The sequence below is a fragment of the Sphingobium sp. AP49 genome (assembly GCF_000281715.2).
Classification (GTDB): domain Bacteria; phylum Pseudomonadota; class Alphaproteobacteria; order Sphingomonadales; family Sphingomonadaceae; genus Sphingobium.
The window spans coordinates 1,444,429-1,464,210 of the sequence record NZ_CP124576.1 but is presented as its reverse complement, the minus strand read 5'-3'; the positions used below and the strand labels follow the sequence as shown (position 1 = coordinate 1,464,210).

At 64.2% G+C, this 19,782-nt stretch carries 2 protein-coding genes; both read right to left on the bottom strand.

What is annotated here, in order from left to right; genetic code table 11:
* Positions 1–23: 23 nt before the first annotated feature.
* Positions 24–1,760: a ShlB/FhaC/HecB family hemolysin secretion/activation protein gene (locus PMI04_RS07075; protein ID WP_007715266.1), complete on the bottom strand. Its 1,737-nt coding sequence runs from the start codon at positions 1,758–1,760 to the stop codon at positions 24–26.
* Positions 1,757–19,498: a YDG domain-containing protein gene (locus PMI04_RS07070; RefSeq protein ID WP_283184862.1), complete on the bottom strand. Its 17,742-nt coding sequence runs from the start codon at positions 19,496–19,498 to the stop codon at positions 1,757–1,759. Before PMI04_RS07070 ends, PMI04_RS07075 begins: the two co-directional genes overlap by 4 nt.
* Between the last annotated feature and the right edge of the window lie 284 nt (positions 19,499–19,782).

The following is a 19,782-nucleotide window of genomic DNA, read 5'->3' as shown; positions in this document are numbered from 1 at the left end:
ATGCCATCTGCTTCGAAAATGCTCTAGAATCCTACCGTCGCGATGACCGATGCTCGCATCTTCTTGTCATCGTTGAACGGCGCATTCATCAACTGCTGGCCGACCTGCAACTGCAGGTCGAGATAGCGACCGACCGTATAATTGACGTTGAAGCCGACACTGGCGATCTCGTCCGCATGCGGCAGGTCGGGATAAGGCTTGCGCTGCCATAGCCGGGCATAGTCGGCGAATATACCAAACTGCAGATGGTCGTCCGCCTTGTCACCAAGCAGGCTGAAGGCGGGGCTGCGGATTTCCGAACTCAGGATTAGCCCCTCACTGCCCATCGCCGTATTGGGATCATAGCCGCGCACGCTGCCGATGCCGCCTCCGCTCAGTTGCTCGCTATAGGGAAGATTGCCGGTTGCCCCCTGGAACATGGCGCGCGCCACCCAGCTGACATCGCTGCCCAAAAAGGTCGTACGCGTCGCGGACAGTCGCCAATAGCCATAGGTCGCGTTGGAAAAAGGGACCAACTGATTCAGCGAAGCATCGTCATTATGCGGTGTGACGTCGCCAGGCGAGAAAACCACCGTCGCTTCCACCACCGTGCGTCCGCCATTGTCGATGAAGGTGCCGCTATAGGTGATCGGAATCTGAAAGACCTCCACCGCCGTGTCGAGCACACGGAAGCCCAGGAAATCGAGATTATTGTCGGTCCGCTTATAATCGACGCCAATCTGAATATTATGCTTGATGATATCCGACCCGGGCAGGTCATGCGCCCAGCGTCCGCTGATCTGACCCGAATGGCCCTTGCTGTCGAATATCTCGCCCAGATCGGGTTGCTGGGTCGCATAAGCCCCGAACAGCAATATCCGGTCGTCCGGGCCGAGCGGAATGACATTGCTCGCCGAATGCGAGGTATAATGCCCCTCGAAACTGCGGGTGAACTGATAGGACAGGATCATGCCCGATCCGAGCACATTGCCCCAGTTGAGGCCGACATACCATTCGTCCCGGCCCAGCAGCGGCGTCCCCTGATTGTCGTAACCGGCGTAGGCACGCAGCGGGAATCGGTCCTTCGCTTCCAGATTGATGTCCGTCGCTCCGGTACTGTCGCCGGGGCTGGCAATGGCATTGATGGTCAGAAACGGATTCTGGTTATAATCGTCCAGCGCCTTGCGCATGCGCGGCAGGCTGAGCGGCTGTCCGGGCTTGAGATCGCCCATGCCCTGGATCAGTCGGGTCGAGAAATGGCGGTTTCCCGTCACATTGACCGTGCCGACATGATAAGGGGTGACCACGAACTGGACGACGCCGCTTTGCACATTTTGCGGCGGCACGCTGACTTCCATGAAGGGTTGTTCGGCGTCGCGATAGGCATCGCGCGCCAGCTGGGCGATCGCCTCCATATCCGCCCGTGTCAACGGGCGGCCTAGATAGGGCTGAACGCGCGCAGCGAAATCTGCGTTCGCCAGCAGTGGCAGATCGCGGGCGGCTACACCGCCAGGGACGTCCGCCGGGGCGACACCACCCGCCTGCACCGCGGCAGTGCCGTTGACGAAGACCACGCCCTTGAGATCGGATAGCAGCACGCTCTGGTCCAGACCGGTCGGCACGGCTTCATCCGGCACGGTCACCGGCGTGGGGGGCGTTGCCGGCGGCAGTTTGGGCACGACGCGGCGGAAATCCTGCGCGGCGGCGGGCATGGCGATCAGCGCGCCGACGCTGGCACAGGCAAGGAAAATCAGCGTTGGCGTAACAGGACAGCACTTCACGGTTGTGCCTCGGGCCAGATCAAGGGCTGCTGCGGCGGGAACATGAGGCGATATTCCTTTCCGGTCGCGCCCTGCAGCAGGACCTGTTCGGGGGTGTTGATAATCGGCATGCCGGTGCGGATCAGCAAGCCGCCGGGGATCGGCGTCACGCTGCTCTGCCGCAGGACGCTGGGCAGGCCGGCCATGGCATTGGTATAACCAAAATAGATGGAATAGGGCGAAGGATAGGGCACATAGAAACGCCGTACGCCGAGCAGCGCGGCAAAGCCGTGGATAGTGCAATTGATCGAGGTCGGAACGACACAGGGCGTGGGCGGTTCTGGCGTGGGGGGCGTGATCTCGCCCGGCCCGGTCGCAATTGCCGGCAGATTATAGTTGCTGAGCAATGTCCCATTGTTGGCACTATAGTCGCCGGCATCGAGCGTGGCGCGAACCTGATGCACGCCGACCGTCGGCGCTGCATAGCTAGCCTGCGTCTGTGTGACAGTGGCCCCTTCGCCCGCGACGAAGCCCGTCAGCGTATAATCCGACGAAGTGAGCGTGGCGATGCTATTGCCGTCAAAGCTTTTCGTCGGATAGCCCGTGATCGCCGCTGCCAGAGCGGCCCGATCAATCGTCCCCGCACCCGATGCGCTGGTCGGCAGGATGTAGTTAGTGAGCAGCGTGCCCGTATTAGCGGTGAAGTCGCTGGCGCCCAGCTGCGCCGTCACGGTGCGGCCGCCGGCATTGGCGCTGTCATAGGCGCCCACCGTCTCGGTCACGCTCGCGCCTTCACCCGTGACGAAGCCGGTCAGCGCATAGTTGGCGCTGGTGAGCGTTGCTACGGCATTGCCGTCATAGGTCTTGGTCGGGTTGCCAATCAGCATCGCTGCAAGAGGGGCGGGATTGATCGTACCGGGACCGATCGCACGCTCGGGCATTATATAATTGGCTAGGTCAGTGCCGGCATCGGGAAGGAAATCGGACAGGGACAACAGCGCCGTAATCAGATGGACGCCCGCATTATTGTCGGCATAGCTACCCACCGCCTGGGTGACCGTTGCGCCATCCGTGCCAATAAAGCCCTCCAACGCATAATTTTCCGGCCTCAGTGTCGCTAGCGTTGTGCCATCATAGGTTTTCGTCGGATTGCCGACAATCTCGACACCTACGCGCGCGCTGATCGGCCGCGCCAGGATCGTACCCACACCCACAGCGCTCGTCGGCAGCACATAGTTGCCGAGCAGCGTACCGCTGTTGGCGGTGAAGTCGCTGGCGCCCAGCTGCGCCGTGACCGTGCGGCCGCCGGCATTGGCGCTGTCATAGGCACCCACCGTCTCGGTCACGCTCGCGCCTTCGCCCGTGACGAAGCCGGTCAGCGCATAGTTGGCGCTGGTGAGCGTTGCTACGCTGTTGCCGTCATAGGTCTTGGTCGGGTTGCCGATGATCGAGGCCAGCAGCGTCGCCTGGCTGATCGTACCCGCGCCCGATGCGCTGGTCGGCAGCACATAGTTGCCGAGCGTCGTGCCGCTGTTGGCGGTGAAGTCGCTGGCCCCCAGCTGCGCCGTGACCGTGCGGCCGCCGGCGTTGGCGCTGTCATAGGCGCCCACCGTCTCGGTCACGCTCGCGCCTTCACCCGTGACGAAGCCGGTCAGCGCATAGTTGGCGCTGGTGAGCGTTGCTACGGCATTGCCGTCATACACCTTGGTCGGATTGCCGATGATCGACGCCAGCAAGGTCGCCTGGCTGATCGTACCCGCGCCCGATGCGCTCGTCGGCAGCACATAGTTGCTGAGCGTGGTGCCGCTGTTGGCGGTGAAGTCGCCGGCGCCCAGCTGCGCGGTCACGGTGCGGCCGCCGGCATTGGCGCTGTCATAGGCGCCCACCGTCTCGGTCACGCTCGCACCTTCACCCGTGACGAAGCCGGTCAGCGCATAGTTGGCGCTGGTGAGCGTTGCTACGCTGTTGCCGTCATAGGTCTTGGTCGGGTTGCCGATGATCGATGCCAGCAGCGTCGCCTGGCTGATCGTACCCGCGCCCGATGCGCTGGTCGGCAGCACATAGTTGCTGAGCGTGGTGCCGCTGTTGGCGGTGAAGTCGCCGGCGCCCAGCTGCGCGGTCACGGTGCGGCCGCCGGCATTGGCGCTGTCATAGGCGCCCACCGTCTCGGTCACGCTCGCGCCTTCGCCGGTCACGAAACCCGTCAGCGCATAGTTGGCGCTGGTGAGCGTTGCTACGCTGTTGCCGTCATAGGTCTTGGTCGGGTTGCCGATGATCGATGCCAGCAGCGTCGCCTGGCTGATCGTACCCGCGCCCGATGCGCTGGTCGGCAGCACATAGTTGCTGAGCGTGGTGCCGCTGTTGGCGGTGAAGTCGCCGGCGCCCAGCTGCGCGGTCACGGTGCGGCCGCCGGCATTGGCGCTGTCATAGGCGCCCACCGTCTCGGTCACGCTCGCGCCTTCGCCGGTCACGAAACCCGTCAGCGCATAGTTGGCGCTGGTGAGCGTTGCTACGCTGTTGCCGTCATAGGTCTTGGTCGGGTTGCCGATGATCGATGCCAGCAGCGTCGCCTGGCTGATCGTACCCGCGCCCGATGCGCTGGTCGGCAGCACATAGTTCGCCAGCAGCGTGCCCGTGTTGGCGGTGAAGTCGCTGGCCCCCAGCTGCGCCGTCACGGTGCGGCCGCCGGCGTTGGCGCTGTCATAGGCGCCCACCGTCTCGGTCACGCTCGCGCCTTCGCCCGTGACGAAGCCGGTCAGCGCATAGTTGGCGCTGGTGAGCGTTGCTACGGCATTGCCGTCATAGGTCTTGGTCGGATTGCCGATGATCGACGCCAGCAGCGTCGCCTGGCTGATCGTCCCTGCACCCGACGCGCTCGTCGGCAGCACATAGTTCGCCAGCAGCGTGCCGCTGTTGGCGGTGAAGTCGTTGGCCCCCAGCTGCGCGGTCACAGTGCGGCCGCCGGCATTGGCGCTGTCATAGGCACCGACCGTCTCGGTCACGCTCGCGCCTTCACCCGTGACGAAGCCCGTCAGGCTGTAGTTGGCCGACGTCAGGGTGGCCACGGTGTTGCCGTCATAGGTCTTGGTCGGGTTGCCGATGATCGAGGCCAGCAGCGTCGCCTGGCTGATCGTCCCTGCACCCGACGCGCTCGTCGGCAGCACATAGTTCGCCAGCAGCGTGCCGCTGTTTGCGGTGAAGTCGTTCGTCCCCAGCTGCGCCGTGACCGTGCGACCGCCGGCATTGGCGCTGTCATAGGTGCCCACCGTCTCGGTCACGCTCGCGCCTTCGCCCGTGACGAAGCCGGTCAGCGCATAGTTGGCGCTGGTGAGCGTTGCTACGGCATTGCCGTCATAGGTCTTGGTCGGATTGCCGATGATCGATGCCAGCAGCGTCGCCTGGCTGATCGTCCCTGCACCCGACGCGCTCGTCGGCAGGATGTAGTTGCCGAGCGTGGTGCCGCTGTTGGCGGTGAAGTCGTTCGCCCCCAGCTGCACCGTCACGGTGCGGCCGCCGGCGTTGGCGCTGTCATAGGCACCGACCGTCTCGGTCACGCTCGCGCCTTCACCCGTGACGAAGCCCGTCAGGCTGTAGTTGGCCGACGTCAGGGTGGCCACGGTGTTGCCGTCATAGGTCTTGGTCGGGTTGCCGATGATCGAGGCCAGCAGCGTCGCCTGGCTGATCGTCCCTGCACCCGACGCGCTCGTCGGCAGCACATAGTTCGCCAGCAGCGTGCCGCTGTTTGCGGTGAAGTCGTTCGTCCCCAGCTGCGCCGTGACCGTGCGACCGCCGGCATTGGCGCTGTCATAGGTGCCCACCGTCTCGGTCACGCTCGCGCCTTCGCCCGTGACGAAGCCGGTCAGCGCATAGTTGGCGGACGTCAGGGCGGCCACGGTGTTGCCGTCATAGGTCTTGGTCGGGTTGCCGATGATCGATGCCAGCAGCGTCGCCTGGCTGATCGTCCCTGCGCCCGATGCGCTGGTCGGCAGGATGTAGTTGCCGAGCGTGGTGCCGCTGTTGGCGGTGAAGTCGCTGGCCCCCAGCTGCGCGGTCACAGTGCGGCCGCCGGCATTGGCGCTGTCATAGGCGCCCACCGTCTCGGTCACGCTCGCGCCTTCGGTACCCACAAAGCCGGTCAGCGCATAGTTGGCGCTGGTAAGCGTCGCCACGCTGTTGCCGTCATAGACCTTGGTCGGATTGCCGATGATCGATGCCAGCAAGGTCGCCTGGCTGATCGTCCCTGCACCCGATGCGCTCGTCGGCAGCACATAGTTGCTGAGCGTCGTACCGCTGTTGGCGGTGAAGTCGTTCGTCCCCAGCTGCGCCGTGACCGTGCGACCGCCGGCATTGGCGCTGTCATAGGTGCCCACCGTCTCGGTCACGCTCGCACCTTCACCACTGATGAAGCCCGTCAGCGCATAATTGGCCGACGTCAGCGTCGCTACGGCATTGCCGTCATAGACCTTGGTCGGATTGCCGATGATCGATGCCAGCAGCGTCGCCTGGCTGATCGTACCCGCGCCCGACGCGCTGGTCGGCAGCACATAGTTGCCGAGCGTCGTGCCCGTGTTGGCGGTGAAGTCGCTGGCGCCCAGCTGCGCCGTCACGGTGCGGCCACCGGCGTTGGCGCTGTCATAGGTGCCCACCGTCTCGGTCACGCTTGCGCCTTCGCCCATAACGAAGCCGGTCAGCGCATAGTTAGCGCTGGTGAGCGTCGCCACGGTGTTGCCGTCATAGGTCTTGTTCGGATTGCCGATGATCGACGCCAGCAAGGTCGCCTGGCTGATCGTACCCGCGCCCGACGCGCTCGTCGGCAGCACATAGTTCGCCAGCAGCGTGCCCGTGTTGGCGGTGAAGTCAGCGCTACCCAGCTGCGCCGTGACCGTGCGGCCGCCGGCATTGGCGCTGTCATAGGCGCCCACCGTCTCGGTCACGCTCGCGCCTTCACCCGTCACGAAGCCCGTCAGCGCATAGTTGGCGCTGGTGAGCGTTGCTACGCTGTTACCGTCATAGACCTTGGTCGGATTGCCGATGATCGATGCCAGCAAGGTCGCCTGGCTGATCGTACCTGCACCCGACGCGCTGGTCGGCAGGATGTAGTTCGCCAGCAGCGTGCCCGTGTTGGCGCTGAAGTCGCCGGCGCCCAGCTGCGCGGTTACGGTGCGGCCGCCGGCATTGGCGCTGTCATAGGCGCCGACCGTCTCGGTCACGCTCGCACCTTCACCACTGATGAAGCCCGTCAGCGCATAATTGGCCGACGTCAGCGTCGCCACGGTGTTGCCGTCATAGGTCTTGGTCGGATTGCCGATGATCGATGCCAGCAAGGTCGCCTGGCTGATCGTCCCCGCACCCGACGCGCTGGTCGGCAGCACATAGTTCGCCAGCAGCGTGCCGCTGTTGGCGGTGAAGTCGTTCGCCCCCAGCTGCACCGTCACGGTGCGGCCGCCGGCGTTGGCGCTGTCATAGGCACCGACCGTCTCGGTCACGCTCGCGCCTTCACCCGTGACGAAGCCCGTCAGGCTGTAGTTGGCCGACGTCAGGGTGGCCACGGTGTTGCCGTCATAGGTCTTGGTCGGATTGCCGATGATCGAGGCCAGCAGCGTCGCCTGGCTGATCGTCCCTGCACCCGACGCGCTGGTCGGCAGCACATAGTTCGCCAGCAGCGTGCCGCTGTTTGCGGTGAAGTCGTTCGTCCCCAGCTGCGCCGTGACCGTGCGACCGCCGGCATTGGCGCTGTCATAGGTGCCCACCGTCTCGGTCACGCTCGCGCCTTCACCCGTGACGAAGCCGGTCAGCGCATAGTTGGCGGACGTCAGGGTAGCGATGGCGTTGCCGTCATACACCTTGGTCGGGTTGCCGATGATCGATGCCAGCAAGGTCGCCTGGCTGATCGTACCTGCGCCCGATGCGCTGGTCGGCAGGATGTAGTTGCCGAGCGTGGTGCCGCTGTTGGCGCTGAAGTCGCTGGCCCCCAGCTGCGCGGTCACCGTTCGGCCGCCGGCGTTGGCGCTGTCATAGGTGCCCACCGTCTCGGTCACGCTCGCACCTTCACCACTGATGAAGCCCGTCAGCGCATAATTGGCCGACGTCAGCGTCGCCACGGCATTGCCGTCATAGACCTTGGTCGGATTGCCGATGATCGATGCCAGCAGCGTCGCCTGGCTGATCGTACCCGCGCCCGAGGCGCTCGTCGGCAGCACATAGTTCGCCAGCAGCGTGCCGCTGTTGGCGCTGAAATCGTTCGCCCCCAGCTGCGCGGTCACGGTGCGGCCGCCGGCGTTGGCGCTGTCATAGGCGCCCACCGTCTCGGTCACGCTCGCGCCTTCGCCACTGATGAAGCCGGTCAGCGCATAGTTGGCGGACGTCAGGGTGGCCACGGTGTTGCCGTCATAGGTCTTGGTCGGGTTGCCGATGATCGACGCCAGCAGTGTCGCCTGGCTGATCGTACCCGCACCCGACGCGCTCGTCGGCAGCACATAGTTGCCGAGCAGCGTGCCGCTGTTGGCGGTGAAGTCGCTGGCGCCCAGCTGCGCAGTCACGGTGCGGCCACCGGCGTTGGCGCTGTCATAGGCGCCCACCGTCTCGGTCACGCTCGCGCCTTCACCCGTGACGAAGCCGGTCAGCGCATAGTTGGCGCTGGTGAGCGTCGCCACGCTGTTACCGTCATAGGTCTTGGTCGGATTGCCGATGATCGACGCCAGCAAGGTCGCCTGGCTGATCGTCCCTGCACCCGACGCGCTGGTCGGCAGCACATAGTTGCTGAGCGTCGTACCGCTGTTGGCGGTGAAATCGCTGGTCCCCAGCTGCGCGGTCACGGTGCGGCCACCGGCATTGGCGCTGTCATAGGCACCCACCGTCTCGGTCACGCTTGCGCCTTCGCCCATAACGAAGCCGGTCAGCGCGTAGTTGGCGCTGGTGAGCGTCGCCACGCTGTTACCGTCATAGGTCTTGGTCGGATTGCCGATGATCGATGCCAGCAGCGTCGCCTGGCTGATCGTCCCTGCACCCGACGCGCTGGTCGGCAGCACATAGTTGCCGAGCGTGGTGCCCGTGTTGGCGGTGAAGTCGCTGGCCCCCAGCTGCGCGGTCACCGTTCGGCCGCCGGCGTTGGCGCTGTCATAGGCGCCCACCGTCTCGGTCACGCTCGCGCCTTCGCCCGTGACGAAGCCGGTCAGCGCATAGTTGGCGCTGGTGAGCGTTGCTACGGCATTGCCGTCATAGGTCTTGGTCGGGTTGCCGATGATCGATGCCAGCAAGGTCGCCTGGCTGATCGTCCCTGCACCCGACGCGCTGGTCGGCAGCACATAGTTGCCGAGCGTGGTGCCCGTGCTGGCGGTGAAGTCGCTGGCCCCCAGCTGCGCGGTCACCGTTCGGCCACCGGCGTTGGCGCTGTCATAGGCGCCCACCGTCTCGGTCACGCTCGCGCCTTCGCCCGTGACGAAGCCGGTCAGCGCATAGTTGGCGCTGGTAAGCGTCGCCACGGTGTTGCCGTCATACACCTTGGTCGGGTTGCCGATGATCGACGCCAGCAAGGTCGCCTGGCTGATCGTACCCGCGCCCGATGCGCTCGTCGGCAGCACATAGTTGCCGAGCGTGGTGCCCGTGTTGGCGGTGAAGTCGCTGGCCCCCAGCTGCGCGGTCACGGTGCGGCCACCGGCATTGGCGCTGTCATAGGCACCCACCGTCTCGGTCACGCTCGCGCCTTCACCCGTGATGAAGCCGGTCAGCGCATAGTTGGCGCTGGTGAGCGTTGCTACGGCATTGCCGTCATAGGTCTTGGTCGGATTGCCGATGATCGATGCCAGCAGCGTCGCCTGGCTGATCGTCCCTGCACCCGACGCGCTGGTCGGCAGCACATAGTTCGCCAGCAGCGTGCCGCTGTTGGCGGTGAAGTCGTTCGCCCCCAGCTGCACCGTCACGGTGCGGCCGCCGGCGTTGGCGCTGTCATAGGTGCCCACCGTCTCGGTCACGCTCGCGCCTTCACCCGTGACGAAGCCGGTCAGCGCATAGTTGGCGGACGTCAGGGTAGCGATGGCGTTGCCGTCATACACCTTGGTCGGATTGCCGATGATCGACGCCAGCAAGCTCGCCTGGCTGATCGTCCCCGCGCCCGATGCGCTCGTCGGCAGCACATAGTTCGCCAGCAGCGTGCCCGTGTTGGCGCTGAAGTCGCCGGCGCCCAGCTGCGCGGTTACGGTGCGGCCGCCGGCATTGGCGCTGTCATAGGCGCCGACCGTCTCGGTCACGCTCGCACCTTCACCACTGATGAAGCCCGTCAGCGCATAATTGGCCGACGTCAGCGTCGCCACGGTGTTGCCGTCATAGGTCTTGGTCGGATTGCCGATGATCGATGCCAGCAAGGTCGCCTGGCTGATCGTCCCCGCGCCCGAGGCGCTCGTCGGCAGGATGTAGTTGCCGAGCGTGGTGCCGCTGTTTGCGGTGAAGTCGCTGGCGCCCAGCTGCGCCGTCACGGTGCGGCCGCCGGCGTTGGCGCTGTCATAGGCGCCCACCGTCTCGGTCACGCTCGCGCCTTCACCCGTCACGAAGCCCGTCAGCGCATAGTTGGCGCTGGTGAGCGTTGCTACGGTGTTGCCGTCATAGACCTTGGTCGGATTGCCGATGATCGATGCCAGCAAGGTCGCCTGGCTGATCGTACCTGCGCCCGAGGCGCTGGTCGGCAGGATGTAGTTGCCGAGCGTGGTGCCGCTGTTGGCGGTGAAGTCGCTGGCCCCCAGCTGCGCCGTCACGGTGCGGCCGCCGGCATTGGCGCTGTCATAGGCGCCCACCGTCTCGGTCACGCTCGCGCCTTCGCCCGTGACGAAGCCGGTCAGCGCATAGTTGGCCGAGGTGAGCGTCGCCACGGCATTGCCGTCATACACCTTGGTCGGGTTGCCGATGATCGACGCCAGCAGCGTCGCCTGGCTGATCGTACCCGCCCCCGATGCGCTGGTCGGCAGCACATAGTTGCCGAGCGTGGTGCCGCTGTTGGCGCTGAAGTCTGCGCTACCCAGCTGCGCGGTCACCGTTCGGCCGCCGGCATTGGCCGAACTATATGTGCCGACCGTCTCGATGATCGTCGCACCCTGCCCGCCTACAAAACCGGTCAACGCATAATTACCGGAGGTCAGGGTCGCCAGCGTGGTGCCATCATAGGTCTTGGTCGGATTACCAATGATCGAGGCGGAGAGCGTTGCCCGCTCGATCAGTCCCATGCCCGTCGCGCTGGTAGGCAACACATAATTGGACAGGAGAGTCGCACCGGTCGGCACGAAATCACCGACCATAAGGGAGGCAGTTATGAGGCGGAAGCCTGCATCGGCGGAGGCATAATTACCACTGTCCTGCGTGACAATCGCCCCTTCGCCAGTCACGAAACCGACGAGCTGGAAATTGCCGCTGTCAAGCGTTGCGGTAGTGGTCGCGTCATAGGTCTTGGTCGGGATACCGACGATCGACGCCGTCAATACCGCGCGGTTGATCAGACCCGCGCCCACGGCACCAGTCGGCAGCACATAGTTGGCCAGCAATGTGCCCGTGTTGGCGGTGAAGTCTGCGCTGTCCAGCTGCGCCGTGACCGTGCGGCCGCCGGCATTGGCGCTGTCATAGGCGCCCACCGTCTCGGTCACGCTCGCGCCCTCGGTGCCCACAAAGCCCGTCAGGCTGTAATTGGCAGAGGTCAGCGTCGCGACACTATTCCCGTCATACACCTTGGTCGGGGTGCCGATGATCGCGGCGGCCAGTGCTTTCCGATTGATCGTCCCCGCGCCGCTTGCCTCGGTCGGCAGCACATAGTTGCTGAGCGTGGTGCCGGCATCGGCAGCGAAATCGCCCACCGCAAGCGATGCCGTGACGGTGCGCGCGCCGGCGTTCGCGCTGTCATATCGGCCTGCGCTCTGGGTGACGCTCGCCCCCTCAATGCCCACGAAGCCGGTCAGTTCATAATTGCCCGATGCCAGGGTCGCGGTATCGCCGCCGTCATAGGTCTTGGTCGGGTTGCCGATGATGATGGCGCTGAGCGCCTTCTGGTTGATCCTGCCATTGCCACTGGCCAGGGTCGGCAGCACATAATTAGCCAGCAACGTGCCCGAATCCGCAGCAAAGTCGCCGGGGTCCAGTGCTGCATTAACCACCCGCATGCCGGCATTCGGCGACACGAAGAGGCCGTTGGCCTCGGTCACGGTGGCGCCTTCGCCGGTGACGAAGCCGTTGAGCTGGTAATTGCCCGAGGTGAGGGCAATCGCCCGCGTTCCATCATAGGTCTTGGTCGGGGTGCCGATGATGCTGGCGGTCAACATCGCCTGGTCGATCTGGCCCGCACCCGTAGCGCTGACCGGCAACACATAGTTGCCCAGAAGCGTGCCGCCGATCGGGCTGAAATCGCTGGCAATGAGCGCGGCCGTGACGGTGCGCACGCCAGCATTCTTGCTGTCATAGCTGCCGATGCTCTGCGTAACCGCTGCATCCTCGCCCGCAACGAAGCCGGTCAGATCGAAATTCGCGTCGGTCAGCGTCGCCGTGGTCGTACCATCGTAGATTTTCGTCGGATAGCCAACCAGCGCGACCGACAGCAGCTTGCGATTGATCACCCCTGCGCCAACGGCCTCGTCCGGCAGCACATAGTTGGTGAGCAGCGTCCCAACATTGGCGGCAAAGTCGCCGCCGGTCAGGGCGGCGGTTATGGTGCGCCCGCCGGCATCCTTGATATCATATAAGCCCGCGGTCTGGGTAATGACCGCGCCTTCGCCACCAACGAAGCCGTTGAGCTGGTAATTGCCGCTGCCCAGAGTCGCGGTGCGGGTGCCGTCATAGATCTTGGTGGGATTGCCGATGATCGTCGCGGCAAGAGCCTTGGGCGTAATCACGCCGATTCGCTGGTCCTGGATCGACGAGGCGATCGCATAATTGCCCGCATCCGCACCCGTCAACTGCAGGTTGCCGATGGTGACGAGGATGTCATTGTCCACATTCTTGTCGGCATAATTGCCGCTGGCGGCCGCTGCCGCCGCATCGACGGTCACCGCATCGGTCCCGACAATGCCCGACAGCGTGTAGGCCGACGCATCGGTCGGCAGGTTGACTGTCGCGTCATAGATACGACTGACGCGGGTCAGCACGAGCAGCGCGGAAGTGATGTCTGCGCTCAACAGGACCGGCTGGTCCAGCACATAGTCGCCGAACGGATTATTATCGAGCGTGTAACCGGTCGCGGTGACGGTCTTGCCCGTACCGACATTGCGGTTGTCGAACGTCGCGGTCGCAGCGGAATAGTTGAGCGAGACGCTGTCACCAGCGACGATGGTCGCAAGCGTGGCGCCGCTATTGTCGAGCGTCGCAACAACGCTGCCGTCATAGACCTTGTTATCGGCGACAACGCCATTGATCGTCAGGGTCCGCGGGGTGATGGTCCCATTGCCGGAGGCAGTGCCGGGCAGACTATAATTGGTGAGCAATGTGCCGATATCGGCATCATAATCCCCCAGCCCGAGCGTCGTGGAGACGTTCCAGCTGCCCTGATGGATCGAGGCATAGGTACCCGACGTCTGGGTAATGGTCGCGCCCTCGCCCGTCACGAAGCCGGTCAGCGTATAGTCTGTATCCGTCAGGGTCGCTGCATCGGTGCCATCATAGATCTTGGTCGGGTTGCCGGTGATGGCAACGGTCAGCGCCCTGGGGGTGATGAAGCCGATATCGGCGGTGACATCATTGATATAATAATTGGCGCCGCTGGTGCCGCCCAGCGTCAGGCCGTTGACGGTGACGGACATGTCGTTCCCGACATCCTTGCCGTCATTATATTGCCCCGTCGCAGCCGATGCATTGGCCGTGACCGTGTCGCCACTGATGACGCCGCTGAACACATAGCCGCTGGATGCGGTCGGCAGGGCGGTGGTGCCATTATAGATTTTGGTGACGGAATCGAGCGTGATTTCCTTCTGGAAAATGGTCGCGGTCAGCCCCTGGGGCTGGACCAGCGTATAATTGCCCGCATCGTCGCCACCGATGGTGTAGGCGTTGGTCGTGACCGCCTTGTTGGTGCCGGCATTGGCGTTGGCAAAGGCCCCCGCGACGATGGGGCTCGCCAACGCCGAGGGGTTGAGGGTGACCAGATCCGTCTGCAATATGCCTTGCAGGCTCGTATTGCTGTTGTCGATCTCTGCCGCCGTGGTCTGGTCATAGATTTTGTTCAGCGCCACCGCACCGATGACCGTCAGCGTGGCCGGGGTGATGATGCCGATCGCGCCCTGGAAATCCGCTGCGATATTATAATTGGTCGCGTCTGCGCCCTTAAGCGCGACGCCGGAGATGATGTCGACATTCTTGTTGGTACCGACATTCTTGTCGGCATAATTGCCGACGATCCCGCTGGCGTTGACGCCGACATCATCACCGCCGACCACCCCGGACAGCGTATAGGCGGCGTCGACCGTCGGTACCGGCGTCAGGGCATCATAGACCTTGGTCACCGATGCCAGGCTGATATCCTTCACAAATATGTCGGCCATCAGCCCGACCGGCTGCAACACGACGTAATTGGCGGAATCGCCGCCCGAAATGTCATAGCCCGATGCCGTCACGGCGATGTTGGTGCCGACATTCTTGGTCGCGAACTGACCGGAAGCGCCGGTGGAAACCAGATTGACGGTATCACCGGCATAGATACCGGTCAGGCCGCCGCCACTGCTGTCCAATTGTGCAACCGTGTTGCCGTCATAGACCTTGTCCAAGGCAAGAATGCCGACGACCTGCAGGGTGGCGGGCGTGATGGTGCCAAAGCCCGTCGCCTCGACCGGCAGGACATAGTTGGCGAGTGTCGTCCCCGTATCAGCCGTGAAATCGCCCGAACCCAGCGTGGCAATCACCGTGTGATAGCCAACGCTCTTATTATCATAGGCGCCCACGGTCTGGGTGATCGTGGCTCCTTCGCCACCGACGAATCCGCTTATGCTATAGTCGCCACTGGTCAACGCCGCGAAGGTGGTGGAATCATAGACCTTCGTCGGATTGTTGACGATCGACGCTGTCAGCGTCGCCTGGTTGATCGTGCCTGCCCCCGAAATGCTGGTCGGCAGCAGATAGTTGCTGAGGAGGGTGCCCGATTGCACCACGAAGTCTGAGGTGACCAGGCTGGCGGTCACGATGCGTGCGCCGGCATTGGCGCTGTCATAGGCGGCGCCGGCGGACTGGGTGATCGAGCCACCTTCGCCCGCGATGAAGCCGGTCAGCGTATAATTGCCGCTGCCCAGCGACACCTGGGTCGTGCCGTCATAGGTCTTGGTCGGATTGCCGATGATCGCCCCGCTGAGCGGCCGGGCATTGATATCGGCGGTCAGCCCCGTCGGCTGCGTCAACGCATAATTGCCCGCCTGCGCCCCTGCCAGATCATAGCCGCCGACCTGCACGCGCAGGTCGGTGCCGACATTCTTCTGCAGGAAGTGCGCGGTCGAACTGCCGCCATCGAGCGCAACGTCATCGCCCGACAACACGCCGACCAGCGTCGCCGTGCCGCCAAGCGTGGCGTCGGTGGTGCCGTCGTAAAGCTTGTCCAGCGCCGTCAAATTGTCGATCGTCAGCCCGCGCCGGGTAATGTTCGCGGTGATGCCGGTCGGCTGGAACAGCTGGTAATTGGCGGTATCCGCGCCCGAAATGCTATAGCCCGCAACGGTAACGACGATGCCGTTACCGACATTGGGGGTGGCGAAGGTACCGGTGGAGCCAGCGCTGCTCAGCGTCACATCATCGCCACTGACCAGGCCGAACAGGGTCGCCGTGCCGGTCAGCGTCGCCAGCGTGGTCTGGTCATAAACCTTGTTCTGCGCGCCGACATTCAGGATGTTGAGCGGTGCCTGGGTAATGGTGCCCGGCCCGCTGGCGTCGACCGGCAGGACATAGTTGGTGAGCAGCGTGCCCGCCCCCGCCACGAAGTCGGCATTGCCGGTGAAGCTGGCCGATGCGACCCGGCTGCCCGCGTCGCGCAGGTCGAACGTGCCGATATTGCCCGGCGACACGGTAATGCTTTCGCCCGATACCACGCCAGAGATCGCGAAATTGCCCGGCTGGAGCGCGATGCGCGTGGTGCCGTTATATACGCGGGTCGGATTGCCGATGATCGCTGCGGTCAGCGGCGCGCGCAGGATCGTGCCGATGCCGGTCGCGCTGGTGGGCAGGGTATAATTGTCGAGATTGGTGCCCTGATCCGGATCGAAATCGCTGGAATCGAGCTGGACGGTCACCGCCCACTGGCCGGCATTGACGTCGCTATACTGGCCGACCGTTTCGGTGATGGTCGCGCCTTCGCCGGCGATGAACCCGCCCAGCGTGTAGTCGGAACTGGTCAGCGTCGCGACATTGGTGCCGTCATAATATTTGGTCGGATTGCCGGTGATGTCGACCGTCACCACCCCCGGACCCAGGTTGCGGCGCACGATCGTGCCAAAACCCGTCACCGGCGAGGGGATGATGTAGTTCGACATCAAAGTGCCGGGATCGGTGTCGAAATTGCTGGCGTCCAGCGTCGCGCTGACCTGCCAGACGCCCGCATCCGATGCGGCATATTGGCCGCTGGTCTGGTTGATGCTCGCCCCTTCGCCGGTGACGAAGCCGTCCACCTCGAAATTGGACGGGCCGAGCGACGCATTGGCATTGCCGTCATAGGTCTTGGTCGGATTGCCGACGATGATGATATTGAGCGGCGCCGGCGTGATCTCACCCTGGATCGTGCCCAGGGTCGGCAGGCTGTAGTTGGACAGCAGCGTGTTGGCGCCCGCCTGATAGTCGGACGGATTGAGCGAGACATTGATGTCCCAGGTGCCGACATTCTTCGACGCATAGTTCAACCCGGAAGCCTGGTTGATCGTGATGCTTTCGCCCGCGACGATATTGCTCAGGCCGACGTCCGCCTGCGACACGAAGGCGCTGGTGGTGCCGTCATAGACCTTGGTCGGCATTCCGTTGTTGGTGATGGTGATGGGCCGCGGCGTGATGTCGGCGGTCAGGGTCGAGGCGAAATCAAGATTATAATTGCCCGCATCCGCCCCCGACAGCGAAATGCCGCTGATCGTGACGCCAATGTCGGCACCGACATTCTTCTGGGCAAAGGTAATCTGTGCGCCGCTATCGGCGACGGGCGTCACATCATCGCCGAAGATCAGGCCGCTGACGATCAGGCCATTGGTGTTGACCGACGCGAAATTAGTGCCGTCATAGACCTTGTCGTTGGCTGTCAGGCCGGTGACCAGCAGGTTCGCAGCGGTGATGTTGGCGGCGAGGTCGGACGGCTGGGAAATGGCGTAATTGGCCGCATCCGCCCCGGTCAGACTGAAGCCCGCACCCGTGACGGCAATCGCCGTGCCGACATTCTTGGTGGCGAAATTGCCGGTCGCACCCGACAGGTCGAGCGTGACGTCATCGCTGCCGATAATGCCATAGATGCTGGCGCTGCTGGTATTCAGAAGTGCGCCCGTGCTGCCGTCATAGACCTTGTCATTGGCGGTGATGCCGTTGACCAGGATCGATGCCTGGTTAATGAGGCCCGCGCCGGTCGCGCTGGTCGGCAGAATATAGTTGGAAAGCAGCGCGCCGCTGCCCAGGGTGAAGCTCGACGTCTGGAAGGTCGCGTCGACGGTGCGATTGCCGGCATTGGCGCTGTCATAGGCGGCGGTCGCGGCGCTGTTGATGATTATGCTTTCGCCCGACGCCACCCCGGTCAGCGCGAAATTCGCACTGGAAAGCGCCACCGCCGTGGTGGCGTTATAGGTCTTGGTCGGCGTGCCGATGATCGCGGCGGTCAGCGCCTTGCGATTGATCGTGCCGACGGCGGCCGTCACGCTGGGCGTGGTGACATTATAGCCATAGACGGCGATGCCACCCTGGTTCGCCTCGAAATTGGTGGCGGTGACGTTGATGCCGGTGCCGGCATTCTTGTCGGCATAGCTGCCATCGAGCGTAAAATCATCGCCGTTGATAAGGCCGGTGACGGTCACATTGCTGTCGTCCAGCACCGCATCGGTGGTGCCGTCATAATCCTTGGTTACCGCGCCCAAGGTGAAGCTGACGGTGGGGGCGATGCTGTAGAGCAGGCCATTGCCGCCATCGGCCGGCGCGGTGCCGCCCGGCGCATTATATTGATAGAAATCGGGCGTCAGTCCGCCAGTCGCGTCATTGGCCGGATCGCCCGAATAGACCAGCCAGCGCCCAGATGCGGAGAGCCCACTGGCCCCGGCCTGATTGACGAAACTGGCGGTCGTGAGCGTAATATCGCCGGCCGTCGCGCTGATGCCGCCGGCCGAGATCGTGGTCACGCCGGTCGCCGTGCCGGTCACGCCGGTGGCGGTCACCGCCGCATTGATGCCGATGTCGCGCCCGGCCGTCATCGTGACGGTGCCGCCACCCGTGATCTGGTTGTTGACCGCAATGTCGCGATAGGCGTTCAGCGTCAGATCGCCGGTCCCGGTCCAGACCAGATCCGCCGCGACCGTGATGTCGCCATTGCCACCGGTACCGCCCGCCGTCGTCTGCTGCAGCACGTCGGTCCCGCCGTTCAACGAACCGACGATCGTCGTCGCCGCTGCCGCATCGATCACCAGATCATCGGGGTCGATCAGCCACTGACCGCCCTTGCCCGCATCGATCTTCGCCGCGCCGACGCTGAACGCCTTGCCCGATGTCTCGATCCGGCCGCCGCCCTCAACGCCCCCCGCGCTGATCTGCGCGCCGTCAGCAATCCGCGTGCTGTTCGCCAGCCCCTTGCCGGTGGCATAGCTTTCCGCGCCGATGACGACTTCGCCGCCGCTGCGCCCCGAGGCCGAGACATAGGCCGTGCTGGTCAGCGCAACATCCGCGCCATTCACCAATATCTTGCCGCCGGTGCCGTCTGCATTGCCGGCCTTGAGCGTTCCCGCCACCTCGACCTTGCCCTGCGGCGCGGTCAGCCAGAGCTGGCCGTCGATCGTTGCCGTCCCCGTCGCCTGGATCAGGCCATCGCGATTGCCCGCCAGCGCGAAGACATTGCCGTGCGCCGCCTGCAGCGCAACCGCCGCCGCCTGGATCACGCCGCCCTGGCTGATGTCGCCCCGGCCACCGCCGACCGCGACATACAGGCCGTCCGCCTTGCCGTCGGTGGTGGCCAGCAGCACCTGGTCCGCCGCCGCGAGATCGACCCGGCCCGCCGCCGCGCTGATGCTGCCGGTGTTGGTCACGGCGCGCGCGATCATCACCACGCTGCCCCCCTGCGAAACGATCGAACCGGCATTGCTGATCGTGCCGTCCGATGTGCCGCGAATGGCCAGCGCACCGCCAGCCATGAAGCTGTCCGCATCAATCGTGCGCGTGGTCGCGACGAAATCCCCGCCGGTTGCGACCTTGCCGCCCGGACCGACGATCACCCCGTTGGGGTTCATCAGATAGACTGACCCAGTCGCGCTCAACATGCCTTCGATTCGCGAAAGCGCGCCGCCGGTGACGCGGTTCAGCGTCGCGCCATTACCATTTTGAATGCTGACCTGATGCTCGGTCCCGATCGAGAAATCGCGCCAGTCGATGACGCCGCGATTGCTGGTCTGGGTGATCGACAGCCCGGCAGGCGAGGACTGGCTGATCTGACCCGAACCGTTGACGAACACGCCGCCGGTGGGCAACGCCGGTGGCGCGGACTGGGCAAAGGCCGATGGGGTTGCGAACGCGAGCAAGGTGGCGAACATACCCGCCGCCAGTGGCCGAGCGACATGGCCGGCCTTTCCCGGTACAGCGTCCGCCACGGGCATGTGAGCGAGAACGCTGCCGAGTAACAGCCTGGATCGCATGGATGTGCGTCGCTGCATAATCGCGGCCACCTTTCCACAATGCCCCCTCGTGCAACCAACAGCTGCCTGCGGAGAGGGTCGTCAAAACCAGTAGTCCAACGCCTTTTCTTCGGCCGATTGTGGATATCGTTCGGATATGTCGCGACAATCCAACCCCGAAAAGACCCCTTCAGCATCGCGGCTTCCAGACAAAAGACCATCGGGAAGAACCCTAGGTATCCCTGAAATTCCTCCAATCGTGCGAA